This is a genomic window from Vibrio sp. R78045, assembly GCF_042466085.1.
Classification (GTDB): domain Bacteria; phylum Pseudomonadota; class Gammaproteobacteria; order Enterobacterales; family Vibrionaceae; genus Vibrio; species Vibrio cyclitrophicus.
This window is the reverse complement of sequence record NZ_JAXHBS010000008.1, coordinates 500,560-526,450: the sequence shown is the minus strand read 5'-3', so window position 1 is coordinate 526,450 and position 25,891 is coordinate 500,560. Positions and strand designations below refer to the sequence as shown.

The following is a 25,891-nucleotide window of genomic DNA, read 5'->3' as shown; positions in this document are numbered from 1 at the left end:
GGGAATGACGTTCAGAAATCGTAGTTTTAAAATTCGTCATTCCAGAATAGAGGGACGAGTTATCTGGAATCTCTCTTTTCTCATCTATTACCTTTGCATTCCCCAATGAAATTGGAGTTGCAGCTAGGCAGCTTCAATCACACAGGCTAAGGCTAGTAGCCATTCGGGTTATTCGACTGCCAATTCCACGTATCCGCCGTCATTTCCATCACGCTGCGCGTCGCCTTCCAGCCAAGCTCTCGCTCTGCTTTTTCAGTACTTGCCCAACATTCGGCAATATCACCTGCGCGGCGTGGGCATAGTTCATAAGGAACTAGCTTGCCCGATGCTTGTGCGAAGGCTTCAACCATCTCGAGTACACTTGAGCCTTTGCCCGTACCTAGGTTGTAAATGTGTAAGCCCGCTTTCTCGCCCACCACTTTTAGCGCTGCGACATGGCCATCCGCTAAATCCATTACATGAATATAGTCACGAACGCCTGTGCCATCGACTGTTGGGTAATCGTTTCCAAAAACAGCCAATTTTTCACGGCGACCAACGGCTACTTGAGCAATAAACGGCATCAGATTATTTGGGATACCTTGTGGGTCTTCACCCATGGTGCCTGATGTATGTGCACCAACAGGGTTAAAGTAGCGCAGTAACGTCACGCTCCAGTCGTTTTCAGCGTTGAATAGATCGCTCAAGCACTCTTCCACCATGTATTTACTGCGACCGTAAGGGTTAGTTGTCGCGCCAGTTGGTGAAGTTTCAGTAATCGGCACCACTTCTGGATCACCGTAAACAGTAGCCGAAGAACTAAACACGATGCTTTTCACGCCTGCTTTTTTCATGCTTCGAGCTAACACCAGTGAACCATTTACGTTGTTATCGTAGTACTCCAAAGGCTTAGCCACCGACTCCCCTACCGCTTTCAGACCAGCAAAATGAATCACGGCTTGGATATCATTCTCTGAAAACACGCTATCTAGAAAAGATTGGTCACGAATGTCGCCAAGATAAAACGTTGGTCGCTTGCCAGTTAACGATTCGATTCGTTCCAGCACTAGCTCTTTGCTATTGCAAAGGTTATCAACAATGATCGGCTCCATACCTGCCTGTATCATTTGAATGCATGTATGACTTCCGATGTAACCCATGCCGCCCGTAACCAGTACTTTCACAATCAACCTCTCTTTGTCGTCATTCGTGGGCTAACTCGAACTGATATTCAGCTCAGTAGCACCGTATGTCAGAAATAGTAGCAGCCATTTTGACTATAATTCTGTGATCAAAACCACGAAGTGTAAACGTTTACACTAAGTTTAATCATTGGTACAGAATAAGACATAGAGATAACGCATAGATATTAACCTCTAAACCATTGAATCTTAATAATATAATTATAGATAGTTAGGTTTTAGACATCACAAATGAGTTGAGCATTTATTTTACTAAAAGTTAATGCAATGACGTCTAGTTTGATTACAATAGGTTTGTAGAATAAAGAGGTGCATTGCTTTTTTACTAAATACCAATTTCAAAGCAGCGCAATATTCCAATAACAGGAAGTGAGTATGGCAACGTTAAAAGATATCGCGACTGAAGCGAATGTATCATTGGCTACAGTTTCAAGGGTTCTCAATGAAGATCCAACATTAAGCGTCAAGGAAGAGACCAAAAGGCGTATCTTTGAAATTGCAGAGAAGTTGGAATACAAAACCAGCAGCTCACGAAAAACCGTTAGCAGTAAAAAACAAAACCATCACTTTCTAGCACTGTATAACTACAAGCAAGAAGTTGAAGTTAACGACCCTTACTACCTATCAATCCGCCATGGGATTGAAACCCAATGTAAAAAGATGGAAGTTAAGCTAACCAACTGTTATGAGAGCAAAATACAGATTAACTCAACGCCAATCACAGGTGTTTTGTTAGTAGGAAGAATGACACCGGAGGTTATCGAACAAGCCAAAAAGCTAAGCGATAATATCTGTTATGTCGATTTCACTGATCACTCTGAACCTTATGACTCTGTCGATATCGACCTGGCTTTGATCAGCAAAGAGATCACCAACTTCTTTATCAACCAAGGCTATCAACGCATTGGTTTTATTGGCGGACAAGATAACGTCAACACTCCTGATATTCGCGAAGTAGCCTTTGCTGAATACGGTAGCCTTAAGAACGTTGTCAGTGAGCAAGACATCTACCGTGGTGACTTCTCTAGCTCATCAGGTTACAAGCTTGCAAAACAGATGCTCGCGACTGACGACTACCCTAAAGCCATGTTTATTGCATCAGATTCCATCGCTATTGGCGTTTTACGAGCGATACATGAACACGGATTGCGCATTCCTGAAGATATTGCGCTGATCAGTGTAAATGACATCCCAACCGCTAAGTTTACTTTCCCATCTTTATCAACGGTTCGTATCCATTCTGAACTGATGGGAATTCAAGGTGTTAACCTTCTGATAGAGAAAGCGCGCGACGGCCGAACCATCCCATTACGCGTCTATGTACCAAGCAAAATTAAGCTGCGCGACACAACAAAATAGTTATAAATATCAAATAAATAAACCAAAGCCACCTTTATTTAAGGTGGCCTTTTTTTGCTCATCACATATATCAATCGACACATATCCTCCTCTTTAACCTGCTGCATAAATCAACCAATAGCATTCTTTTAAGTGGATCACACAGCACCGCAAAAAGACCATAAAAACGTGATTAAGTTAAAATAAAACCATCCAATAATTCAGTAAATACTTTACTAATAATTATATCAAACCAAAAGTACTCGTATTCACTAAGAACCTATTATGCATAAGAAAAAAATGCAAATACGTTTCAGAGAGAACGGTTCAGCTACTTTCAACTATTGCATGGCCAATGGAAGGCCACAGCGATCTTAAATACGCAGATGAAGGTTTCCTATTACCAATTGATGTGCCTTTCGTACCATAAGACAACCCAACTGGCACAGACATCATGACCGTAACCTTCTACAACGCGGGCGGTATCTTGATCTTCCTTGGCTACGCATGGTAGAGGTACGGTCAATACGAGAAAAGCTTATCTCCAGAAGAGAACAAACTAGAAGCAAAACCTGAACCGGTGAACGCTTAGTTTTACCCTACATTCTGATTGAATACTTAAGGTACTCCCATTTGGTGAGTACCTTTTTTATGACTAAATAACAAGCTCTTAGACTATTTGGCCTACCATGATCCTTTTACTCTATTCACTGTACGTTAGCCTATGTCACCACAATGGAAGCGCACCTGATAATGGTAATGCTCTTTCAATAATTTGAACTCATCATGGACACTGGGCGTCCATGAGTCATCGCCACCGACGCCCATATGGAAGCCATCCACATAAACAAACAGCTGTTCTTGTTCTGTTAAGTCACAAGTATGCTTTGCCTTCTGTAACTGCTGTAACCCAAAACGACTGACTGAGAAATGGAAGTCTCCTTGCAATTCAAATGCTCCCATTTTTGCGTCACGAACATCACAACGCAAGCCACAATCAGAAGGAAAAATATACGGGGTATGCATTCGTTCAATGCTCTGCTGATATCGCCCCATATGGGCTGACATTTTTCGGTCTGGGTAATTTTCGTGTGGCCCACGACCAAACCATTCCACACCATCAGGCACATGGTTCAAAGCAAACTCAAAACCGACTCGTGGCAGAGAAGGCAAACCTTTCGCCGCTTGAACATGCACTTCAATGTTCACTTCACCATCAGCAAACAGTTGATATTGCCACGTAGAGAGCAAACGTACTTGCCCCTCAACTAAGTGGGCAATTCTTGCAGTCACTGACACCGAGTTTTGCTGAGTAGAACATGAAAATTCGATGCATTCTGGAGTGAGCTTGTCTAACTTCATCGCCTGCCAGCGGGCTATCCATGAATTAGGATCGACTCGGTTTGCTTCACTGACACCGATATCGTTGTCTAATGGTGCACGATAAAAGTTATCTCGAAGGCCACTAGCAAGTTGTTCCACCCCTTTGACTTTCCAGCTCTCTAATGTCCCAGATAATCTGTCGAACTCTACTTGATAAGCATCTCCAATCACCGTCAGCAGCGCGTCGGTTTCAGTCACTTTTGGTGGAAATTGAGAGAGGTTGGCATCCAACATCAATTGCGGCTGAGTGGGTAAGGTAAGCTGTTCAATCGCCGTCACATGACCTTTATTCGCCCATGCAGTATTGGTGTTTAATACCACTTCTAGATTGAGGTAATTTAGCGCGTTGGCCGTATGAGGAATAGTCACACCATTAAGTTCTATCTGGACACTCTCGCCCGCATCAACCATCAATTCGATACAACCATCGCACGTGACCACACCATTCTGGGTAACCGTCCAATTCAACGTTTCAACCCTGCTGGTCACAAATAGGTGTTCGCTGTGTACTTCAATCACCAGTGGTGATGCAGACACCAGCTTGAACTGATAAAACTGTTGCGCCTTTTTCACTTCATGCAGCGTTGGATGTACCGTTCTGTCTGGGAATACCAAACCATTAATGCAGAACTGGCGATCATTAATCTCGTCGCCGAAATCACCACCATAGCCCCAATATTGTGTGCCGCTCGAATCGGTTTTGGTGATCCCTTGATCGACCCAATCCCAGATAAATCCGCCCTGTAATCTTGGGTTGTCTCTAAACGCCTGCCAGTATTTATCAAAGCTACCCAGACTGTTCCCCATTGCATGGGCGTACTCACAGAGAATAAGAGGACGGTGCTCGTTTGGTAGAGCGATCGCTTTGCGAATACCCACGCGAGGTGTCACTTCAGGTTGACTCTCAACCACAGGTAAATCCCAATCAACCCGCGCATACATAGGACATAAAATATCGGTCGCTGCTGTATCAGCACCGCCACCTTCATACTGAACGGGACGTGTTGGATCAGCTTGCTTCACCCATTGATACATCGCATGGTGATTACGACCAATCCCCGACTCATTACCCAACGACCAAATGATCACGCTGGCGTGGTTTTTATCGCGTTCCACTAGCCTTGTCATTCGTCTCATGTACGCATTCAACCACGACGAATCATTAGACAGTCGACACATCGGAAACTGACCATGGGTTTCCACATTCGCTTCATCTACCAGATACAGGCCATACTCATCACACAGTTCATACCATAATGGGTGATTAGGATAATGAGCGGTTCTAACGGCATTGAAGTTATTTTGTTTGAGCAGTTTGATGTCTTGAATCATCCCTTCACGCGTCATGGTGTGACCCAATTCAGGGTGATGTTCATGGCGATTCACACCACGAATCAGCAACGACTTACCGTTAACTTTGAGCAAACTATCGGTAATTTCAACACATCGAAATCCGACATCGTAAGCCTCACAATCGACAAGCTCATCATGTTTATTGAGCAATGACACCACACAACGATATAAGTAGGGTGACTCGGCACTCCACTTGTTCGGATTCACGACCGAAAGGCAGTGCTCTGCGACTTCACACCAAGGCCCTTTCTCATCCACAACTCGCTCACCAAAGCCCACGATTTGAGGTTCACAAACCAACTGTCCTTGAGCATCATAAAGTTCAGCTTTCAGCTTATCGAAGCCTTCTACATCATTACTGTGCTTGGTTATTTGCGTAGAAATATTTAAAACCGCATCGCGATAGCAAGCATCTAGCTGAGTCTCAATACCAACATCCTCGATTGCGACCTTGGGCTTTCTCAATAAAGTCACATCACGGAAGATGCCGCTGAGCCACCACATATCTTGGTCTTCAAGATAGGAACCATCAGACCAACGCAGCACCATGACAGCTAGCGTGTTCTCGCCTGCTTGTAAGTATTCAGACACGTCAAATTCAGCCGGTAATCGACTGTCTTGCGAATAGCCAACCCACTTGCCGTTGCACCACAAATGAAATGCAGAATTCACGCCATCAAAGGTCAGCCTATGGGTATCTAATAGCTCCGGTTCCGTGCAGTTAAAATGCGTGCGGTAGAGTCCTGTCGGATTATCGCTAGGGACGAAGGGAGGGTTATCAGCGAAAGGATATTTCACATTGGTATAGATCGGTTTATCAAAGCCTTGCATCTGCCAGTTGCTTGGCACCGCGATCGACTTCCATGAGGAATCATCAAAATGTTCAGAGACAAACTCTTCGCAGACCAACTCCGGCGAATCGAACAGCTGAAACTTCCAAACCCCATTGAGAGACAAGGTGCGTGACGAGTTCTTCCCCACAGCCTCTGCCAACGAGGTGTAACCATTCAAAGGAGCATGAGCCTCAACAACGTTATGATGAGTGATGTGTTGGTTTTCCCATTCGCGGGCAGAGATGATCTGAGAGAAAGTTCTCATTAAGTGTTCCTTACGATAAACCGAATATAGTGAATCATTGCAAGTAGTACTAGGCAGGTTGTAATGGGTGCCTCTAGTGCTCAAAACGAGGAACACTAATCAAATAACACTAACAATGACAAACTGAAAAGGAAAAGAGCCGCAGCAAGAGTCGCTGCGGCAGATAACGTATTACTTAAAGGTACGCTTGCTCACCTTATCGAGTTTCTTCAAGATTTTTTCGATTCGGTCTGGGTGAACCATAAACTCTTGGAAGCCTTTCATGCCCTCTTTGGCCATCGCGGGATCGGTATCACGGTCATAAAACTGAGCCGTACCTTCGGTAGAAGAGAGCATCGCAACGCCTTTGTCCAAGAACGGATCAGATTTCGCTTTGGCTTTGTTGTTAGTTGGGATTTGCAACAGCATCTCATTGATTAGCTGCTGATTTTCTGCACGTGCAACAAACTCTAAGAACTTACGCGCGTCTTCTTTGTTCTTCGCTTTTGAAGGAATATGTAGCGTATCCATTGGTGCATCTTCAGACATAGGTACGCTTGAGTCGATCACTGGGAATTGGAAGAAGTCCATCTTGCCATCTAATTCAGCCGGGAAGTTTGGCGTAATGAAGTTACCCATTAGATACATCGCCGCCTTGCCGTTATACAAGAATGGTTGAGCTTCTTGCCAAGAATAAGAGGCGTGATTTTCTAAGTAGTAACCAGGCTCAACAAGCTCTGCCCAGTTAGCGAACGTTTTCTTCACTCGCTCGTCAGAATAAGGCACCTTGCCTTCCATCAACTGAATGTGAAAATCCAAGCCGTTGGTACGCATGTTGATGTAATCAAACCAACCTGCCGCGGTCCAAAGATACTTAGTACCGATCGCAAACGGCGCCACACCATTTTCTTTAAGTGTTGCAGACGCAGATTTCAAATCTTCCCACGTTTTCGGTTCTGCAATTCCATATTGCTCAAAGATGTCTTTACGGTAGTAGATGCCCCATTGGTAATACGTGTATGGCACACCAAACTGCTTACCTTGCACTGTCATCGCAGGAGCGGCAGCCGCAAAGTCTTGCTTCATGTTGTTGTCTGTCCAAATATCGCTCACATCTTCGAACAGACCACGGTCAACAAAGGCTTTCATTCGGTTACCCGCATACCAGAAAACCACATCAGGCGGCGAAGTGACCAACCAATTACGAATCGTTGTTTTGTACGACTCGTGATCGTACAAATTGTACTTCACCGTAATGTCGGGGTTTTCTTTTTCAAAGCGATTGATGATCTCACCCCACGCTTCTTTCGGCGCTGGATCGGAAGCATCAGAGTTGATGACTAAGGTTCCTGCAAACGCGGTTGTAGAAACGGAGGCGGCAAGCACTGCTGTGGCAGCGATATGTTTCACGTATTTCATATTGAGGTCCTTGTTATGGAGCTAAGCTCTCTAAGTCCAATTCTTATAGTTTTGTCTTGTAGGGTTTTCGTGCCTTTTTTACTCTTATAGTGAATCCAAGTTGGATCTATTCAGTTAAGGCGGCTAACGTCGAGCCACCTTACTTGATTCTGTTTAAGTCTCCTTTCACCATTCTAGAAGAACGTTTTATCCTTTCGTTGCTCCCAATGTTAGGCCTGCAATAAAGTGTTTCTGCATAGTAAAAAACAGAACCACTGGTGGAATGGCTGCCACTACCGCACCAGCAGACATAAATTGCCAAGATGCTAACCATTGGCCTTGCAGTGAACTAAGACCAGCAGTCACAGGGCGGACTTCGTCGCTCTGAACCAATACCAACGCCCAGAAAAAGTCATTCCAAATAAAGGTAAACACCAAGACTGCTAACGCCGCTAATGCAGGGCGAACCAGAGGCAGTACCACGTGCCAAAATATTTTCCACTCACTGACTCCTTCAACTCGTGCTGCTTCAATCAAAGCATCGGGAATACCAACAATAAAGTTACGCATGAACAAGGTGCAAAAACCGGCTTGGAAAGCGATATGGAAGAAAATCAGCGCCCAATGAGTATCGTATAAACCCAATCCAATGGTTAAATCACGCACTGGAATCATCAAAATTTGGAACGGAACAAAGTTGCCCGCGATAAACATCGCAAAGATCCAAACATTGGCTTTGAAGTTGTATTTCGCCAAGGCGTACCCAGCCAAAGTCGAAAGAGCGACAGCCCCTGCGACCGCTGGCAATGTAATAATCAAACTATTGATTAAGTACTGCCCCATCGAGGTCGAGGTAAAAACTTGGGTGTAGTTCTCAATGAACTGAATCTCGTTCGGCCACCCCCAGTAGTTACCCTTATTGATATCATCCATCGAGCGAATCGATGTCATCATCACAGCAATAAGTGGCAGTAACCACATCACTATCGAGATAGGTAGCGCGACTCGGTAACTGATATTAGTAAAGCGACCGGCTTTTTGAATTGGTTGCGGGAACATTATTTTTCACTCCTTAACATGCGCCACAAGAAGTAAGCGATATAGACATCCATGATCAGAAACAGCACCACGGAAACCGCGGCTCCGTAACCCATTCGATAGTTAAAGATCGACTCTTCATACATTTGATACGCCAGTACCGTCGAGCTTCCCCAAGGTCCACCCGCCGTCATGGTTGCCACTAAATCGAAAGAACGCAGGGCACCAATCACCGTCACCACAACAGCAATAAATGTCGCCGGTCTTAATTGCGGCAATACCACATACCACAACATCCGCCACTTCTTCGCCCCATCAAGGCGAGCGGCTTCTAGCTGTTCTGGATCTAGGTTATTCAAACCCGTTAAATACAAGATCATGCAGTAGGAGATTTGTGGCCATAAACCAGCGGCAATAATTCCATAAGTCACATAATCTTCATCGGCGAGAATCGAAATAGGTTCAATACCAAACGCACCTAATGCAATGTTAAAAAGACCAAATGACGGGTCATAGAACCAAGCAAATACAAGGCCGACCACCACTTGAGAAATAACAAACGGGAAGAAAAATAGGGATTTGACGACACGAATACCTCTCACTTGTTGGTTTAGAAAAAGGGCAATCGCCAAGCCACAAGGTGGCGCAAGCATAAAGAAGATCAACCAAAGGAAGTTATTCGTTAGAGAAGTGTAGAAAGCCTCGGAATCAAACAGTTCACGATAGTTTTCCAGCCCTACCCACTCTTTTTCACCTAGCCCATCCCATTCAAAGAAGCTAAGCCAAATACTGTCCAAGATTGGATAGATAACGTAGAGAGAGAAGATAGCGATAGCCGGGGCTAAGAACAGCCAAGGCGACACCTTAGAGCTTATGCGTCTTTTCTTCTTCGCTGACGGGGTGCGATTTTGTGGGTATATCGTTTTCACAGATTGCTCCATTTCCCGAAATTCCTTGTCTTCAAAGCTTCATTTACTATTTGGTCAATTTCCACCTAGATTTCTAAATTTCATCTAGCAACTCAGCATTTATAATGATTACGTTCAAATATTAGGCTTATTGATAACATTACGCACAGTTATGTTTTATTTTTGTAAACGTTTCCACAAAAAACACTACAGATCGTTAAATTTATATGACTCGGATCAATAAATCATGCGAGGCATCTAACAAATTTCTGATGAAAGCGTATGTTTTAAAGGCAAAGTGATGTAGTCCAACGAAGCAAGGAGAGAGCATGGCTGATATCAGCTTAAAACAGGTCATCAAACGATATGGTGATGTTCAAACGATCCATGGTGTTGATCTAGAAATAAATAATGGCGAGTTCGTCGTATTCGTTGGTCCGTCTGGTTGTGGTAAATCAACCCTCTTACGCTTAGTTGCTGGCTTGGAAGAGATTACTGAAGGTGAGATCCATATCGGTGATGATCTTGTAAACGATGTCGATCCTGCCGAACGTGGTGTCGCAATGGTATTTCAGTCTTATGCCCTTTATCCGCACATGACTGTTGAAGAAAACATGGGCTTTGGCCTGAAAATGAACGGGGTCGCCAAGGAAGTCGTCGAGAAACAGGTCACGGGCGCAGCAAAAACGCTTCAGTTGGAACCTTTATTGAAACGTAAACCTAAAGAATTGTCAGGTGGACAACGTCAACGTGTTGCTATTGGTCGAGCAATTGTTCGTAACCCGAGAGTGTTCTTATTCGACGAACCTTTGTCTAACCTAGATGCAGAACTCCGTGTCGATATGCGCTTACAAATCGCCAAATTACATCAAGATCTGCAAAATACCATGATCTATGTAACGCACGATCAAGTGGAAGCCATGACGCTTGCCGACAAAATAGTCGTACTTAGAGATGGCCGAGTTGAACAAGTTGGTTCGCCACTCGAACTGTATCACTCTCCTCAAAATGAGTTTGTGGCCGGCTTTATTGGCTCCCCGAAAATGAACTTCTTACCTTGTTTGGTCAATAACATCTCTGAGACTCATGCTCAACTGACCGTAAATGGCTCGAGTAAAATTACTCTACCACTGCCAAGTGATGGCCTTGCAGAAGGGCAAAAACTCACTCTCGGTATTCGACCTGAACATTTAGAGATTAATGGCGAGTCGGATATCACCATTGAGTTCCAGAGTGAGGTCGTAGAAAGGCTAGGCAACAGCACTTATATGTTTGGTCAGTCTTGTGGTGTAGACAGCTTTAAAGTTCATCTGCCCGGAGATCAAGAGGTCACTCGCTATCAGTCTCTCAATCTAAATTTCTCATCAAAAGATTGTCATCTGTTTGATGCTGAAGGGCAGAGAATTAATTAAGCGTTTAAAAACGGTAAAGCTAGCTGATGTTGCTCGCTTTACCGCTTCATTTCAAACTCACTTCTTGTGCCACTTTTTAGTCGTTAAACGCTTCCACTTTATTCCTCTTTACCTTATGAAACATCTCTCAAAAGTTTCATAACTCACACTTAAATGTTGGCCTCTGAAGGCTTATTCGAACTTTATTTACCCTTAATAGCTATCCGGACATTAATTTGATAGTCGTTTACTAAATAATCGCTAAACTATAGTGTCGCCTACCCCCTTTTGAGAAAACCTAAATGCCTACTGCTGATTCCACCCTAAATAAACGCATGGGAATCGTTGCGCTCACCTGGCCAATTTTTATCGAAGTTCTTTTAAGAACAGCCCTCAACACCAGTGATGTCTTCATGCTATCTGGATACTCAGACAAAGCTGTGTCTGCCGTTGGTGTTATCTCTCAGATATCTTTTTTTCTGATCATCGTCTCGACCATGGTCAGTAGCGGAACTGGCATATTAATCGCGCAATATAACGGTGCTTCTCGCGACGAAGAGAGCGCTCATGTGGGTGTGGCGAGTATTGTATTAGCCATCATTACAGGCCTGTTACTGAGCATTATCGCCATTCTTGGCGCTGAGTATTTTATCCCGCTTTATCAACTTGAAGCTCAAGTGGAACAATACGCTCAAGAGTACCTATTTATCAGCGGTGCTCTCACCTTTAACGTGACGATTGGCGTTGTGCTAACGACGATTCTGCGCAGTCATGGCTACTCTAAGTCACCGATGATCATTAACTTAATAGCAGGTGTTATTAACGTACTGGGTAACTATTGCGTGTTGTACCAACCTTTTGGCCTACCAGTGTACGGTGTACAAGGCGTTGCTGCAGCAACGGTCATTAGCCAAATGATTGGCCTATTGATCTTAATCGGTGTTGTAAGAAATAAAGGAATAGACTTACCTCTTAAGCAGTTCAAATCCGTACCTAAAGCTATCTACCAAAAAATCATTAAGATCGGCTCGATGAATGCGGGTGAGGTGCTGTCTTACAACATGGCGCAAATCACGATTACTTTCTTCATAGTGCAGATGGGAACCTCGTCATTGGCAGCGTTCACCTATGCACAAAACATCGCGCGTCTCTCTTTTGCGTTTGCTTTAGCTATCGGCCAAGGAAGCCAAATTCAAACAGGCTACTACATTGGAAAGGGTTGGATAGATGAAATTACGAACCGAGTACAACGCTACTTTGTAGTTGGCTTCATCGCCTCAACTAGCATTACTTGTATGGTCTATATATTCCGTTTTGAGATTCTAGATCTATTCACTCAAGATCCTGAAATCATCGCCCTTGCTGCATTACTTATTGCCGGTTCAATCTTGTTAGAAGCTGGCCGTGTTTTTAACCTTATCTTCATCTCATGTCTAAAAGCGACAGGCGATATTAAGTTCCCCGTAAAGATGGGAATATTGAGCATGTGGGGTATTGGGGTTGCAATGAGCTATTTGCTTGGTGTGCACTGGGGCTACGGTGTATTTGGTGCCTGGATGGCTATCGCGATGGACGAATGGTTCCGTGGAATCATCATGGCCTATCGCTGGCGAGCTAAGAAATGGACTCGATTCTCTTTTTAGATCATTTAGCCTTCCATTTATCTTCATCAGACAAACAAACGCCGCTCTCTATTTCCAAGGAGCGGCGTTTTCGTTTTTAATTACTCGAACTCATCTACGCGGTCGCAAGTGCTTTCTTGCGCTTCGCTAATCGGCCAAAAATACCGACTAACATCACGATGCCACATACACCATAGACTTGCATGATGGTTGGATCATCCGAGACAAAACCAACATCAGAGAACATCACGTACGCACCTAATACCATGTAGAGAATGATAGCCGAAGCTTCGAAACGGAACGCCCAAGGCGTAACATCAATGTTTTCATTTACAGGCATCACATAATCATCTTCACGTGGCATAAAGTAACCAATAATGAACATCAGCGCCGTACATACAACAAACAGAATCGCCAATTGGTGTAAGAAGTGAATAGGTGTTTTGAACACTAACTGCATCGCAGCGTATGAACTTACAAATACCACCAATGCCACTTTAGCCGCTAGAGCTGGCACACGTTTAGAGATGTAACCCACAAACACGATAGTGAAGATTGGCACACTGAAGAAGCCCGCTACCATTTGTAGGTATTGGAACAAACCTTCTGGTGCGTACATGATGAATGGTGCGATACATACCGAGATAATCGCGATCACAACGCCAAAGATACGGCCTTTACCCACCAGTTCTTCATCCGTTTTACCTTGACCAAACAAAGGTTTGTAGACATTCAATGCAAATAGAGTGGTCGAACTGTTAAGTACACCATTAAATGTACTTAGGATGGCACCAAACATAACCGCAACAAAGAAGCCAACTAAAGGCTTAGGTAATACTTCGTTTACCAAGCGCGTGTACATGGTGTCAGGGTTACCCGCATCAGCACCAAACATGTGGAATGCAATAATACCTGGAATGATCAAGAACAGCGGAGAGATAACCTTAATTGCCCCCGCAAGGATCACACCTTTCTGACCTTCTTTTAGGTTCTTAGCACCCAATGCACGCTGGATGATCGATTGATCCGTACCCCAGTAGTAAAGGTTCACAAGTAGAAGACCGGTAAACAAGGTTGAGAACGGCAGTGGATCGGTCTCAGTACCAACCGATTGCAGTTTCTCTGGCGCAGCATAAAGCAGTATATCTAATCCAGCACCGAAGCTACCCTCTCCCAGCACCATCAAACCGAATACTGGAATCATCATGCCACCAACAATCAAGCCTACGCCATTAATAGTATCCGCAATCACCACTGCTTTTAGGCCACCATAAATCGCATAAAAGAAGCCAAGTAGACCGATCGTCGCTGAAATTAAGGCTATCGAGCTAAACTCTGAAATATTAAGCAGAGCTTGAACATCAAAGATCTCACCTAGAACAACGGCACCGGCGTAAAGTGTGGTTGGCAAAATATTAATGACGTACTGACATAAGAAAAGCAAGGTCACAAACTTCTTCACCGACATGTCGTAGCGGCTCTCTAAGAAGTCTGGAATCGTCGTGATCCCTTGCTTGAGGTAACGCGGTACCAACATCAGAGCAATGATGACTAAAGTGACACCAGACGCCACTTCCCAACCCATGACGCTCATGTTGTGGGTATAAGCTTGTGCACTCATGCCAACAAAGCTAGTCGCGCTCAAGTTAGTTAAGATAAGCGAGCTTGCAATTAAACCGCCGGTTAAGCTTCTTCCGCCGAGAAAGAAACCATCTTGTGAGGTGTTTTTGTCATTCTTCACTTTGTTGTAGGTAAACGCGACTACAAACCCAGTAAATAACAAAAATGACAGTAGAACTGTAATAGACATTTTGTTTTCCTTAAGTTGAGTTATTGCGGCAGCAATACCTCGCTGCCGATTATAATTTTTATATTTAGATTTTTATTTGTAGGGGTACTCAGAGTCAGAGATTCACATCTTTTTCAAGTGCACAATCAAGGCAGACTCTGGGTCGAGGATAGGTAAGGTCAATCCAATCTCTTTGAGGTTATCGCCGCTTAAGGTTAGAGTTTTGTCTAACCATTGAGGGCGTTGTTTCATCAACTGGAAACTGGTTTTTGGCATGTCCACTAACTTCACTTGATACATCGCGCTGTCTTCCACGCAGCTAATACGAAGTGGCGAAGGCAGAGCATATTCAGGCATAGCAAGTTGACACACGGTGATCAGCATTTCGTCGTCATTTTCAACGCCATAAATATTCTGATTTTTGTCCGAAGGGTCCATGCGGAAACTGCGACCAGAATGCAAAATATGACGAAACTGCTTATGCAGTGAAATGTAATGTGAGAATGCTTGTTTCTCTTCTGGTGACTCTTTAACCGGATCAAGTTCTACGCCCATGTGTCCCATCAAGGCGGTGACACCACGCATATTGATACTGTGACGACGGTTGGTGGAGTGGCACTCAGCAGGACCAATATGTGCACCCATAACTTCTGGTGGGAAGAAGTAACTCATGCCCTTTTGAATCGCTTGGCGTTCTAATGCATCGTTACAGTCAGACGCCCAGAATCGGTGTGTTCTCTTTAGGATTTCAAAATCGATACGGCCACCGCCTGAAGAACAGGACTCAATCTCGACTTCTGGGTGTGCTAGGTTCAACTCATCAACAAGACGATAAAGCGCTTTCGTTTGACCATGTACCGCAGCCTTACCTTGGTGACCTGGTTGAACCAACTCTCGGTTCATGTCCCACTTAAGATAAGTAATGTTGTATCGAGTCAGCAGCGCATTGAGGCGTTCATATAGGTAGTTAAAACACGCTTCATTTTGTAGGTCTAACACGTATTGCCAACGACCAGACGGTTGATGATACCCTTGTAAACCAAGCACCCAATCAGGGTGGTTTCGGTAAAGATTCGAATCTTGGCTGACCATTTCAGGTTCAACCCAAAGACCAAACTCCATGCCTTGTTGGTTTACATGTTCAATGACAGGTTCTAAACCATTTGGGTATTTCATTTCATCGAGATACCAATCACCTAAGGCCGTTTTTTCACCATCACGACCAATAAACCAACCGTCATCAATAATGAATCGTTCAACGCCCATCACACCGGCCTCAGTAGCCATCTGCATGATGTATTCAGGTTTATGGTCAAAGTAGATCCCCTCCCAAGTATTTAAATGCACAGGGCGAGGCTTATCGGTAGGGAATTGAATAATATTGTCACGAACAAACTGCTGAAAACGCTGAGCAATACCGTTCAAACCAGAATTGCTGTAACAGCCATAGAGCCAAGGTGTTTGGTAAGTACTCTCAGGTTCTAGAATCGATTCACCCGCTAGCAATAACTCTCCTGCTTGTACAAAACGTCGACCATCACTACGAACATCCGCGCGCATTTGGTGGTTACCGCTCCAACCCAAATGAAATCCCCAAACCAAACCATTTTGCTCTGAGAAACCTTGCGTACCTGCAAACATTCCTGGGAAGTTTTCATGTGAAGTACGACCGCGACGGTTTTCTTGCATGAAGCCACCGTGTTCAAAGCGCTGGCGTTGCGTTTGAAACTCATGACACCAGCGGCCATGGAACGTCATAAGCTCATTAGCATGATTCGGCAATGGCAGCGTTGAAGAAAGTTTATTAAGGCAGTATTTATTACTGCCTTTATTGGTGACGGTTACACGCTTTTGGACGACGTCAGATTCGAAATCCAGTTTGATCTCAACCTGAAGCTCCAATAGAGCAATCTTGTCTTCAAGGAAAAAACTCACTTCTTGCTCTTGAACATCGTAACGAACGGTCTTAAACACGGGTGCCCAATCAAGCCCTTCTCTATGACCTTCAATGCCCGGAGCGTTAAAGTGTCCACTGCCCAACTCAGGGCAAAGAGAAAGTGGCACATCCACATCCAATCGCGCTTGGGAAATCGGTCTCTCTGTCGAAAGCAGAAGATCTTCATCAATACTGGCGATCTTTGCTCCCCAATGCAAAACCTCTGGAACACGCCCTGATTTAATGATCAAACTATGATTTTTACTCTTTAAGTGAATAAATTCGTTCATTACTAATCTCTATTGTTTTCGTAAACATAATATAAAAATAATAGTGCACTCATAACGCCAAATTAGTATCTAAAATCGACAAAAACGTGATTTAAATTGGCTTTAACATTCGAAGAATTTGCACAAGATCGACTGTTTACGGAAACATTTTTAATGTTTTAAAAGACATTTATTTGAGAGTGCGCAGAGTTTAGTTTGGTAAATTTCGGTAGGCTTATTTCACCCTAAAATATTCGATGAGTAGAGCGATGAGTATCACCTTTAAAGACGTAGCAAAACTGGCAGGGGTATCCACCCAAACAGTATCTCGAGTAACCAATGGCTCACAAGACGTCGCGGAATCCACCCGCAATAAGGTTAACGCCGCCATAAAGCAACTTGGCTATGTGCCCAATAAAGGTGCTCAAATGCTCAGTCGAGCCAAGTCCACCAGCGTTGGCTTAGTCACTCTCGATATGGCCTTACACGGTGCCGCAATGATCGCAAATGGTGTGCGAATGCAGGCTCACGATATGAGTTATGGCGTTGCTTTCTCTGTTGTTTCCGAGCCCAATCTCGCGAATACCCGAGAGGCAATTCGTGAACTGATAGCCCAACAAGTCGACAGCATCATTCTCAATGTGCCTTTAAAGAGTGCCGATGCAGAATTGTTAGTGGATCAATATCAACACCTCAACCTCATTTTCATTGATGTTCCTTCTAACAGCCAAGTGAACTATGTTTGTGGTGACCATGCGGAGGGAGCAAAACTGGCGGCTCAACATCTACTTGAGAGCGGACGAACGGACTTTTTGTTGATCACAGGTCCGAACGAATCCAGCGCCTCAAAGATTCGTCATCAAAGTTGGTTAGCCGCGTTATCAGATGCAGATAGTAAGGTGAAGTATCAATATCAAGGAAACTGGCAAGCAGAAAGTGGTTATCTTGGCGTTCGAGAAGCTGTCGCTAAACAAACCCGATTTGATGCCGTGCTAGTCGCAAGTGACCAAATGGCGTTAGGAGTATTACGCGCGCTACAAGAACTGCAAATCAAAGTGCCCGAAAAAGTCGCGGTCGTCGGCTTTGATGGCATCGAAGACAGCGCTTTTTTTAACCCGCCACTCACCACAATCAAACAAGACTTTACCACGATAGGTCGACAAGCTGTGGTTATTGCAGAGAAGCTCAGCGCGAACTCACAAGATGCCCTATTACAGCAACATATTGAAACTCAACTGATTCACAGAGAGAGTAGCCAATCTAAAGTCACTGCTCACTATGAAAAACAACAGATAGAACAACTATTGAGTAAAATTCACAGCTTACTGCCTGAATAGATGTCAGGGAAAAGAAAAAGCGCTAGGGGGAGCTAGCGCTTCAAGACCAACTAAGTCCGTTTAGCCTGGTAGTTTTTTAAGCTATATCATAAGGATATAACCATTTTTTTACTTAGGTAAATCAAAAAGCCTATTCTTTACGACTGCTTTGAGTCGTAAATTAAGTATAGTCGGATTCTTATAATAAATCGGATTTTTCTAAAATTAATTTATATAAAATTGAAGACTACCCTGCACTATAGACTATTCGGAAATCACAGAAGAGATCGCATTCACAATCAATTTTCTAAGTCGCTTATTTTTATCATCTAAATGTTTAGCCTTTCTATAAACAAGCTGTATATCAAAATCCGGAACATCAATAGGTGGTTTCACCGCCAGCAAAGTTTCTTCGCTGCGCGCGACTAGCTTGGGGACAATACACAACAATTCTCTCCCACGAATCAATCGCTTTACTGTTAAAAAATTACTTGAGGCTATAGCGACCTGTCGACTAAAACCCACTTCTGCCAGTCGACTATCAACGCCCGTTTTTAAATCACCAGAAGGCGACACAAGTGCATGCTCCACAGAAACAAATTGCTCTAAAGACATAGGTAAATCAATAGACAAGACCGATTTATCAAACAAGCAAACATGTTCCTCAGTGTATAAATGCTTTGTTCGATAATGCTTTGGTACCTGACCAAAACTACCGATCGCAATGTCGAGTTTGGCATCTTCAAAAAGTTGTTGATAGTTGCTCCGGTTTACATTGAACAACGCGACTTGGGAGTAAGGAGAAGATTGCTTAATAAGGTCAAACAATATTGGAGCGAACATCTGCTCAGCATAATCAGTGAGACCAATCTTCCAAGTCCCTTTATAAGTCGCGGCATCAAACGATTTAGACAGTAACACCTCTAACTGAATGGTATTGAGTAAAGTCTCTACCGTACTGGATAATTCGATGGCTCGATCGGTCGCCTCCATCCTGCTACCAACACGCTCAAACAAAGGGTCATCAAACAACTTTCGAAGCCGTTGTAAACTATGACTCATTGCTGACTGGCTGACATAACAACGTTCAGCTGCCTTGCTAACGCTATTGGTTTTATACAGCGCCTGTAATGCAATCAACAAGTTAAGGTCGATCCCTTTCCAGTTAAAATCAGCCATAAAACAAAACCTATATTATTCATAGTTATAATTAAAACAATTAATTTGAATCATAGTTTAACTCCACCTAAATTACGCTAAACATTTATCTGGAATCGATCATGCTTTCAATTTTTAAAACCTTTTTCTGGCTTGGCTGGATTAGCTTCGGTGGACCAGCGGCGCATATTGGCTACTTCCGTAAAACATTTGTTGAGAAACTGAATTGGTTGTCCGACGAAGAGTACGGGCAAATAGTCGCACTCAGTCAGTTTCTACCGGGCCCAGGTTCAAGCCAAGTTGGCTTTGCGGTTGGCTACAAAAAAGGGGGCTTGACTGGTGCGATAGCTGCTTTTATCGGCTTCACATCCCCATCGGTCATTCTGATGCTGATATTGGCTTTAGTGAGCAACCAACTATTGGAAGCGCCGTTGTTCAACTCAATCATCCACGGACTAAAGCTGCTCGCAGTTGTGGTTGTAGCTGACGCCACTTTCGGCATGTATAAAAACTTTTGCCAATCAAAGATAGCAACAGCATTGTGTGTGATTACAGCGATTGTCCTGCTGTTAATTCCAGGGATCTGGCCGCAAATTTTTGTACTTCTGTTTGCAGCTATCATTGGCAGCACGTTTTTGACTTCACAAGAGTTAAAGACAGTCCCATCGACACATAAGATATCCATAACGCCGCTTGTTATTTTTGTAGCACTATTGGTTGGTTTACCTCTGTTCAGTGCATATTCTCAAGGCATCGAAGTGTTTGGGTTATTTTACCAAGCAGGCAGCTTAGTCTTCGGTGGCGGTCACGTGGTTCTTCCGTTGCTACAGAATGGTATTGGCGACCAACTGTCTCAAGATACCTTCCTAACAGGCTATGCTGCTGCGCAAGCGGTTCCCGGCCCGATGTTTACGTTAGCTACTTACCTCGGTTATGTGTTAATGCCATCAGCACCGATTACAGGTGCACTGCTCGCAACAATTGCCGTGTTCTTACCGGGCTTCTTATTGCTACTAGGTGTACTGAAGAACTGGCAGGCAATTGCGAGCAAACCTTTGGTGGCTGGTGCTCTTACCGGTGTGAATGCAGCAGTTGTTGGTCTATTACTTGCAGCCCTGTATCAACCTATCTTCACCAGCGTAGTAAGTAGTGGCTTAGATTTCGCATTGATCATTGTTGGTGTTTGGCTATTGAAAACCGTGAAGATGCCGATTGTAGGTTTAGTTGGGATATTCATGTTATTTGGTGCCGCTACTGGCCTGTAACATTAAACAGGAAGTAGGAAGCTAACTGCTAGCTTCCTACTCTAATGCTTAGAAACAATTTTAATTCCATGAAAATTGAAGAATAAATTACAATCGATAAGGGGGGCAAAACTCAACGGCCAAAACGAGTTTTGATTGTCAGGAAGGTAATAGTTTAAAAAGGCAATTAAGTTATTACATGGATTAACATGTTCTCTCGCCATTATGTAATCGTAATTCCAGCCCTTTTTTAAACCGTGTTTTCTTGTCGTCATATAACGCCCGATCTTCCAAGCGATTCCTGGATCGGTAGGAATCAAAATAGACAGAGTTCCCCCTGGTTTTAACACTCTTAACCACTCTTTGATCACCAAATGAGGCTCGTATAGGTGCTCCAATATATGAGTTGCGATCACGCGATCAAAACTGTTACTTTCAAAATCTAACTCACAAGCATTAGTTACGTTAAAAGTGAGTTTGTCATAAGAATTGATATGGCTGAGTTGCTTATCTGCTACTTCTAGTGCTGATGCATCACCATCACTAACAATGTATTCATCGAAGGTGTGTTTAACATGCAATAAGTGTTCACCAGTTCCAGAACCTACCTCTAATACTTTGGGGAAATGCTTATCTTCTCCGAATGGTCTTTCACACGCGATATGACCTGCCCTCATCACATACCCCGTGGTATTACGCTCATAAACTCGTTCATCGTATTCATCACTGAAACGAGATAAATAATCGAGCCAATCGTTATCTTCATCCTTGCTTATTCTCATACCAGAATCCTATTCCAATGGTTTGTTATTACTGCATCTTAATATAGAAAGAATTCGCATCTCTCGCCGACCTCGTGACACATTGTCGAGTATCAATCCACAGAAAAAAGACATCACCGAAATTAATGCAATCGAGCTAGACAAAATCGCAGTTGGCACCCTTTCTACTAGTCCGGTATCAACAAAATCTAAAATAACGGGAATTCCCAAGCTCAATGAGATGACACAAAGCAACATAGACAATACGCCAAAGAAAAACATCGGCTTAACATCTCTCAATAAGAACAAGATAAAGTTGAGGATCTTCAGACCATCACTCAATGTATTCAATTTGCTAGCGGTTCCTTCCGGCCTAGATTGGTACTGAGTTGAGACTTCTTTAATGGACATATTATGATGTAATGCATGCACGGTGAGTTCGGTTTCAATTTGAAAACCATCACTAAAAATCGGGACTGATTTCACAAACCGGCGACTCATAATCCGATACCCCGAAAAAACATCACTTAATTGGGCGTTAAATCCCTGATTGATAAGTGAAGAGAACATTTTATTGCCGAATATATGTCCTTTAGGATACGCACCTGAAGAGCGCTCTCGGCTTCCAATAATCATATCGAGCTTTTCATTATTTAATTGCTCGATCAAAGCCGGACATATAGACGCATCGTAAGTGTCATCACCATCTGCCATCACGTAAATATCAGCCTCAACATCAGAGAACATGCGCCTAACGACTTCTCCCTTCCCTTGACGAGACTCATGTCGAACAACAGCACCGGCTTGCATCGCCTCCTCTATCGTGTTGTCAGTTGAATTGTTGTCATACACATAAATAGTAGAATTAGGTAAAGCTTGTTGAAAAGAAATGACCGTTTTTCCGACCGCGCCAGCTTCGTTATAGCACGGGAGTAACACAGCAATGGTTTGGTTTTTCATGAACTCCCCCTAACTCTAAAGACTCGATAACCGCTTTCAATGTTGTCGTGTACAACCTCCAACCAAGTTGGAGTATCTGAGCTGTATAATTTATTGATAAACGCCTCCTCTCCCGCCGAACCCTTTAGAATCAACAAATGAGGATCATTGCCAACAACAATAATATCTACGCTTTTGTCTATAATTTTCCTTTCAACTAACCCGAGATCTTCCTCTAGCATTACCTCAATAAGAAACCTATTCCCGACAATATTTCGATGATAAGGAGCGGCAATAATACTGTTATTTGTCTTTGCTAATACAGGAGCTCCAGTTTCTATTCCAGAGAGGATTGTTTGTGAGTCTATATCGTTATCTTTTAGTACTTTATAGATATTCAGCGATTCTTTCTCTTCATCAAGAGTAGTTGTAATTTCCTCTGATGGCGACAAAGCGAGAATGACAAATGCTACAGCTAACGGTGCGCCAGAAAAAATAACTGTAGCTTTTAAGATTGAAGAGCGAATGTAACCTGACAACTGCAGAACAACATATGCTTGAAGAGGTGCAGCTAAAACAAAGCACAGTCTCATAACCCTAATCTGCCAAAAAATCGCAAGGGCTAGATTAAACATAAAAATGAGATACAAAATTGTGCAATGGTCGTTTTTATTCTTAAAAAGTGGGTACAACGTGGCTGGAACAACGAGTAAAGCATAATTCTCTATGGATAAAAAACCGTGACTCATGATGTATCTAGCGATCGATTTTGCTTCTGTAACTTGGTCAAGCCAATACAATTTTAGTAGTGGGGAGTAATCAATAAATAAAGCACTACTGAGTGAAGGGTAAAGCACTGCAACTAGAATTAAAAATAAAACAGCAAGAAAAAATAATAACAAAGCCCTTTGCAATAGGCTCTTACCTTCATTCATTATTCGATGGTAAACATTTACAAAGAGCCAGCCACAAAAGAAAAGAATGATGAGAACAAATGATATTTCGTCGTACTTAAAAACAAAAAACTCATCGTAAGGCCGATTTAATAAAATTGCAAAAATTCCAAACAAAGCGGAACTCGCATACAACTTAGAAACATAACTAAGCCACTCGTGGCGTACAAGACCGCAATACACGGTGTAAATAGCGAAGAAAATCATAAATAACAATATATTATCTAAACCCGTCCACAACGATAAAGACAGGATAATTGATTGAGCATAAACACGCCATGAGTGATTCACCTGGCTATGATTCACAGGTGTTAAAGCTAAAAATAGGGCTGCAAAGATAAGCTGAATATTATGATGATCAATAGAACCCGGTAAGAAGTGAATAATTGAAGGGGAGGAGATAGTAAACATCATGCTAATAAAACGATATTTGTCGCCAAATAAATGTTCACTTAAATAAAAGCATGACAATGCAAAAATCAGTAAATAAAGTAATGGAACAATCGATATTGAAATCGTATACGCAACACTATCATCGGCGACTAGTAATAGTGGAAAAGCGACTAGCGATAACATTAGGTCAGGAAAACGAGACCAATGGATTATATTACCATCAGCGGGATTAAAGTTACTCATCGGTTCAAGATACCAATGACCGTTCTTCATCCACTCTTGAAACTGAACAAAACGCATATAATCGTCATTATCATTCAGGTTTAATATTGAAACGCTTTCCCACTTGTAAATAAATATCGCGATGGCGCAAACTAGCCAAATTGCAGAAATAACAACGATATCTTTGTTAAAATTATCATTTTTAGGCAACATGAATATCCTTTTCATTGAGCCAAAGTCAAATCATTACTGTTCCATCTCTCTCACTTCTGCTAACGCTCTGTTTAAATTTTCATTTGCTACTTTGTAATAAGATGATTTTTTATCGATAGCTTGTTGTAAATATGGAATCGCCAGATCAGGCTTTCCTTGTAATATCAGGAAATATCCAACATTATTCAACGCTTCCGGTGCATCCATATGCCTCATGAACACGTTGGTTGCCTTCTTAATATCCCCAGAAGCTAAATAAATAAGCGCCAGATTATTCTGAGCTTTTTCATTATTTGGCTCTAACTCTAAAGCTGAACGCGTGTACTGATACGCTTCCTTATAATTACCGTACATGTAATGAGAGTAGCCCATATTCAACAAAGCTTTGACTGAGCTTTTATCTATCGTCAGTGATTTTTTAAAGTACTCTTGTGCAATCTGATGCTTCCCGTCAACATCTTCCAGTACACCAATCCCCATATAAGCCAATGCAGGAGACATACTATCGACCTTCAAACTAGCTACTTCACTTTGACTCAACGCTTGGTAGTTTTTAATCGTTTCACTGCTTTTTAATCGCACTTGATCTGAGTTGATCGCTTTAAAGAAATAGCTTCGCCCTTCATCTGTGCGGCGCTGTTTCGTATATAAAACTCCCAACTGCTCCAATACTTCTGTATGGGCAGGATTAAAATCTAATGCAGCTAGGTAGGCTTTCTCGGCCAGTGAATAGTTACCTCGAGACGAATGTATTCGGCCAATAGTGAACAAAGTTTTATCATGAAATTCTTTTTCTGGAAAAGATAACGAACGTATATATTCATATAATGCCAAATCTATGTTGTTATCTCGAAGAGCAATATCACCACGCATTATTGCTTCTTTCTCATTAAGAGGTGGATCATCACTCGTTAAAGTATCTATTGGCTTCCCGGAATACAGCTCAGCATCAAACTGGTTTGTAGGCTCATCAGAAGAGGCGCACCCAAGCAGTAATATGGGTAACAGAAAAATAAGAAATTTATTATTAAAAATCATAAGCTTGCTCCCGGCGCACTTAGCGCATCCATTACGATCAATAGTCCTGGGCCAAGTGCAACAATGAAAAAGCAAGGCCAAATAAATATCAGCATGGGGAATAACATTTTAGTCGGTATTTTTGCCGCGATTTCCTCAGCGGCTTGCTGACGCTTATCTCTAAAATCTTCCGTATAATCACGGAGTGTTTGCGCTAAACTCCCACCCATTCTCGATGCGTGAGAAAGCAAAGAAACCAAACCTTCTAATTCTACTAAACCGGTTCGTTCGATAAACTGTCTAAGCGCATCAGGCATAGTGACACCCGCTTGGATTTTGGCAAACACAGTCTCTAACTCATCCGCTAAATCAGGCTGAGAAACATAAAGCTCTGACGCCACACGTCCCAGAGCAGCATTGAAACCAAGTCCAGATTCAGTACACACTACGAGAAGGTCAAGTGCATCAGGTACGCCATTTCTAATTTTTTTCTGACGTTCTTTTTGTAGTTTACTTAGAATAATATTGGGTGTGAAAGTCCCAAGAAAAACACAAGTCATTATGAGTAAATTATTGTAACTACCACCTAGTGATATGTAATAAACCATAAAAGCAGCGACAATCCCTATCAAACTAGATAAGACTTTCAACGCGTAAAAAACAGATAACGCCCTTTTTTCGTGGAACCCAGCGTGCATCAACTTTTCTGAGTAGGTTTCATTATCCTTTTTATTCCCTTTACCAATAAAAGGACTCAGTGACTCTAACGTATTTGAAAAATCATATGGTTTTCTTGAATGAGTACCGCTCTCTTCTGATATCTGTTTTAGCTTCTTATCCAAAGGGGAGCTAGCGCCTAAAAGTAAGAATCCAATCGTTAATGTGAGCAAAACAGTTGTGAGTAGAATCATCAAGTAGATGACCATCTGAGAACTTACTCCAAAACTTGCGAGCATCTGCTTCCATACTTCAATATTTAATAGTTCCATGAG

General features: G+C 42.8%; 18 protein-coding genes and 1 pseudogene. 6 read left to right on the top strand and 13 right to left on the bottom strand.

Annotated features, from left to right (window positions below; genetic code table 11):
* Positions 1-152: 152 nt before the first annotated feature.
* The gene (gene galE / locus SJY39_RS04865; RefSeq protein WP_016767619.1) at positions 153-1,163 is read right to left on the bottom strand and encodes a UDP-glucose 4-epimerase GalE; all 1,011 of its coding nucleotides are present in this window, start codon (positions 1,161-1,163) and stop codon (positions 153-155) included.
* A 393-nt stretch (positions 1,164-1,556) separates the two neighbouring features.
* Here galE and ebgR point away from each other — a divergent pair, with 393 nt between their 5' ends.
* Both ebgR and SJY39_RS04855 read left to right on the top strand, forming a co-directional pair.
* On the top strand, positions 1,557-2,540 hold the full coding sequence (gene ebgR, locus SJY39_RS04860) for a transcriptional regulator EbgR (protein ID WP_016791861.1): 984 nt from the start codon (positions 1,557-1,559) through the stop codon (positions 2,538-2,540).
* A gap of 415 nt (positions 2,541-2,955) precedes the next feature.
* Positions 2,956-3,111, top strand: a pseudogene (locus SJY39_RS04855) (amino acid permease); the annotation flags it as partial.
* Between the two features lie 125 nt (positions 3,112-3,236).
* Here the strand turns inward: SJY39_RS04855 and SJY39_RS04850 are convergent.
* The 4 genes from SJY39_RS04850 to SJY39_RS04835 form a co-directional block, all read right to left on the bottom strand.
* Positions 3,237-6,353: a beta-galactosidase gene (locus SJY39_RS04850; RefSeq protein WP_016794555.1), complete on the bottom strand. Its 3,117-nt coding sequence runs from the start codon at positions 6,351-6,353 to the stop codon at positions 3,237-3,239.
* A gap of 171 nt (positions 6,354-6,524) precedes the next feature.
* Positions 6,525-7,751: an ABC transporter substrate-binding protein gene (locus SJY39_RS04845; RefSeq protein WP_016795158.1), complete on the bottom strand. Its 1,227-nt coding sequence runs from the start codon at positions 7,749-7,751 to the stop codon at positions 6,525-6,527.
* A gap of 186 nt (positions 7,752-7,937) precedes the next feature.
* The gene (locus SJY39_RS04840; RefSeq protein ID WP_010436280.1) at positions 7,938-8,789 is read right to left on the bottom strand and encodes a carbohydrate ABC transporter permease; all 852 of its coding nucleotides are present in this window, start codon (positions 8,787-8,789) and stop codon (positions 7,938-7,940) included.
* Complete coding sequence (locus SJY39_RS04835; RefSeq protein ID WP_010436277.1) at positions 8,789-9,709, bottom strand: carbohydrate ABC transporter permease; 921 nt, start codon at positions 9,707-9,709, stop codon at positions 8,789-8,791. Before SJY39_RS04835 ends, SJY39_RS04840 begins: the two co-directional genes overlap by 1 nt.
* A gap of 296 nt (positions 9,710-10,005) precedes the next feature.
* On the opposite strand from SJY39_RS04835, the gene SJY39_RS04830 reads away from it, so the two are divergent.
* On the top strand, positions 10,006-11,088 hold the full coding sequence (locus tag SJY39_RS04830; protein WP_010436275.1) for an ABC transporter ATP-binding protein: 1,083 nt from the start codon (positions 10,006-10,008) through the stop codon (positions 11,086-11,088).
* Between the two features lie 281 nt (positions 11,089-11,369).
* A complete protein-coding gene (locus SJY39_RS04825; RefSeq protein WP_016796739.1) occupies positions 11,370-12,710 on the top strand; it encodes an MATE family efflux transporter in 1,341 nt (446 codons plus the stop codon).
* 94 nt (positions 12,711-12,804) lie between these two features.
* Here the strand turns inward: SJY39_RS04825 and SJY39_RS04820 are convergent, their stop codons facing one another.
* A complete protein-coding gene (locus SJY39_RS04820; protein WP_016796738.1) occupies positions 12,805-14,499 on the bottom strand; it encodes a solute:sodium symporter family transporter in 1,695 nt (564 codons plus the stop codon).
* A 102-nt stretch (positions 14,500-14,601) separates the two neighbouring features.
* Positions 14,602-16,704, bottom strand: a complete 2,103-nt coding sequence (locus tag SJY39_RS04815) for an alpha-galactosidase (RefSeq protein WP_016796737.1) — start codon at positions 16,702-16,704, stop codon at positions 14,602-14,604.
* Between the two features lie 248 nt (positions 16,705-16,952).
* Here SJY39_RS04815 and SJY39_RS04810 point away from each other — a divergent pair, with 248 nt between their 5' ends.
* Positions 16,953-18,020: a LacI family DNA-binding transcriptional regulator gene (locus tag SJY39_RS04810; protein ID WP_010436267.1), complete on the top strand. Its 1,068-nt coding sequence runs from the start codon at positions 16,953-16,955 to the stop codon at positions 18,018-18,020.
* A 243-nt stretch (positions 18,021-18,263) separates the two neighbouring features.
* Here the strand turns inward: SJY39_RS04810 and SJY39_RS04805 are convergent, their stop codons facing one another.
* Complete coding sequence (locus tag SJY39_RS04805; RefSeq protein WP_016787777.1) at positions 18,264-19,178, bottom strand: LysR family transcriptional regulator; 915 nt, start codon at positions 19,176-19,178, stop codon at positions 18,264-18,266.
* A gap of 101 nt (positions 19,179-19,279) precedes the next feature.
* On the opposite strand from SJY39_RS04805, the gene chrA reads away from it, so the two are divergent.
* Complete coding sequence (gene chrA, locus SJY39_RS04800; protein WP_010436263.1) at positions 19,280-20,422, top strand: chromate efflux transporter; 1,143 nt, start codon at positions 19,280-19,282, stop codon at positions 20,420-20,422.
* A gap of 41 nt (positions 20,423-20,463) precedes the next feature.
* Here the strand turns inward: chrA and SJY39_RS04795 are convergent, their stop codons facing one another.
* Genes SJY39_RS04795 through SJY39_RS04775 form a run of 5 tightly spaced genes read right to left on the bottom strand, consistent with a single transcriptional unit; the run spans position 20,464 to position 25,888 of the window.
* Positions 20,464-21,183, bottom strand: coding sequence for a class I SAM-dependent methyltransferase (locus SJY39_RS04795; RefSeq protein ID WP_010436262.1), 720 nt, complete (start codon positions 21,181-21,183; stop codon positions 20,464-20,466).
* Positions 21,184-21,192: 9 nt separating this feature from the next.
* Positions 21,193-22,122 carry a glycosyltransferase family 2 protein gene (locus tag SJY39_RS04790; RefSeq protein ID WP_010436260.1) on the bottom strand — a complete coding sequence of 310 codons (930 nt, stop codon included), beginning with the start codon at positions 22,120-22,122 and terminating at the stop codon, positions 21,193-21,195.
* Complete coding sequence (locus tag SJY39_RS04785) at positions 22,119-23,882, bottom strand: hypothetical protein (protein WP_016767625.1); 1,764 nt, start codon at positions 23,880-23,882, stop codon at positions 22,119-22,121. The genes SJY39_RS04790 and SJY39_RS04785 overlap by 4 nt, the downstream gene beginning before the upstream one ends.
* A gap of 33 nt (positions 23,883-23,915) precedes the next feature.
* Positions 23,916-24,920, bottom strand: a complete 1,005-nt coding sequence (locus SJY39_RS04780) for a lipopolysaccharide assembly protein LapB (RefSeq protein ID WP_016793804.1) — start codon at positions 24,918-24,920, stop codon at positions 23,916-23,918.
* Positions 24,917-25,888: a type II secretion system F family protein gene (locus SJY39_RS04775; protein ID WP_016767627.1), complete on the bottom strand. Its 972-nt coding sequence runs from the start codon at positions 25,886-25,888 to the stop codon at positions 24,917-24,919. Before SJY39_RS04775 ends, SJY39_RS04780 begins: the two co-directional genes overlap by 4 nt.
* Between the last annotated feature and the right edge of the window lie 3 nt (positions 25,889-25,891).

What these genes read in the sequence shown, in the direction of transcription:
- SJY39_RS04835 (WP_010436277.1), bottom strand. Translation starts at nt 9,709, where the DNA reads ATGGAGCAATCTGTGAAAACGATATACCCACAAAATCGCACCCCGTCA.
- SJY39_RS04840 (WP_010436280.1), bottom strand. Translation starts at nt 8,789, where the DNA reads ATGTTCCCGCAACCAATTCAAAAAGCCGGTCGCTTTACTAATATCAGT.
- SJY39_RS04810 (WP_010436267.1), top strand. Translation starts at nt 16,953, where the DNA reads ATGAGTATCACCTTTAAAGACGTAGCAAAACTGGCAGGGGTATCCACC.
- SJY39_RS04820 (WP_016796738.1), bottom strand. Translation starts at nt 14,499, where the DNA reads ATGTCTATTACAGTTCTACTGTCATTTTTGTTATTTACTGGGTTTGTA.
- SJY39_RS04815 (WP_016796737.1), bottom strand. Translation starts at nt 16,704, where the DNA reads ATGAACGAATTTATTCACTTAAAGAGTAAAAATCATAGTTTGATCATT.
- SJY39_RS04780 (WP_016793804.1), bottom strand. Translation starts at nt 24,920, where the DNA reads ATGATTTTTAATAATAAATTTCTTATTTTTCTGTTACCCATATTACTG.
- SJY39_RS04845 (WP_016795158.1), bottom strand. Translation starts at nt 7,751, where the DNA reads ATGAAATACGTGAAACATATCGCTGCCACAGCAGTGCTTGCCGCCTCC.
- SJY39_RS04805 (WP_016787777.1), bottom strand. Translation starts at nt 19,178, where the DNA reads ATGGCTGATTTTAACTGGAAAGGGATCGACCTTAACTTGTTGATTGCA.
- ebgR (WP_016791861.1), top strand. Translation starts at nt 1,557, where the DNA reads ATGGCAACGTTAAAAGATATCGCGACTGAAGCGAATGTATCATTGGCT.
- SJY39_RS04850 (WP_016794555.1), bottom strand. Translation starts at nt 6,353, where the DNA reads ATGAGAACTTTCTCTCAGATCATCTCTGCCCGCGAATGGGAAAACCAA.
- SJY39_RS04785 (WP_016767625.1), bottom strand. Translation starts at nt 23,882, where the DNA reads ATGTTGCCTAAAAATGATAATTTTAACAAAGATATCGTTGTTATTTCT.
- SJY39_RS04775 (WP_016767627.1), bottom strand. Translation starts at nt 25,888, where the DNA reads ATGGAACTATTAAATATTGAAGTATGGAAGCAGATGCTCGCAAGTTTT.
- SJY39_RS04825 (WP_016796739.1), top strand. Translation starts at nt 11,370, where the DNA reads ATGCCTACTGCTGATTCCACCCTAAATAAACGCATGGGAATCGTTGCG.
- SJY39_RS04830 (WP_010436275.1), top strand. Translation starts at nt 10,006, where the DNA reads ATGGCTGATATCAGCTTAAAACAGGTCATCAAACGATATGGTGATGTT.
- SJY39_RS04795 (WP_010436262.1), bottom strand. Translation starts at nt 21,183, where the DNA reads ATGAGAATAAGCAAGGATGAAGATAACGATTGGCTCGATTATTTATCT.
- chrA (WP_010436263.1), top strand. Translation starts at nt 19,280, where the DNA reads ATGCTTTCAATTTTTAAAACCTTTTTCTGGCTTGGCTGGATTAGCTTC.
- SJY39_RS04790 (WP_010436260.1), bottom strand. Translation starts at nt 22,122, where the DNA reads ATGAAAAACCAAACCATTGCTGTGTTACTCCCGTGCTATAACGAAGCT.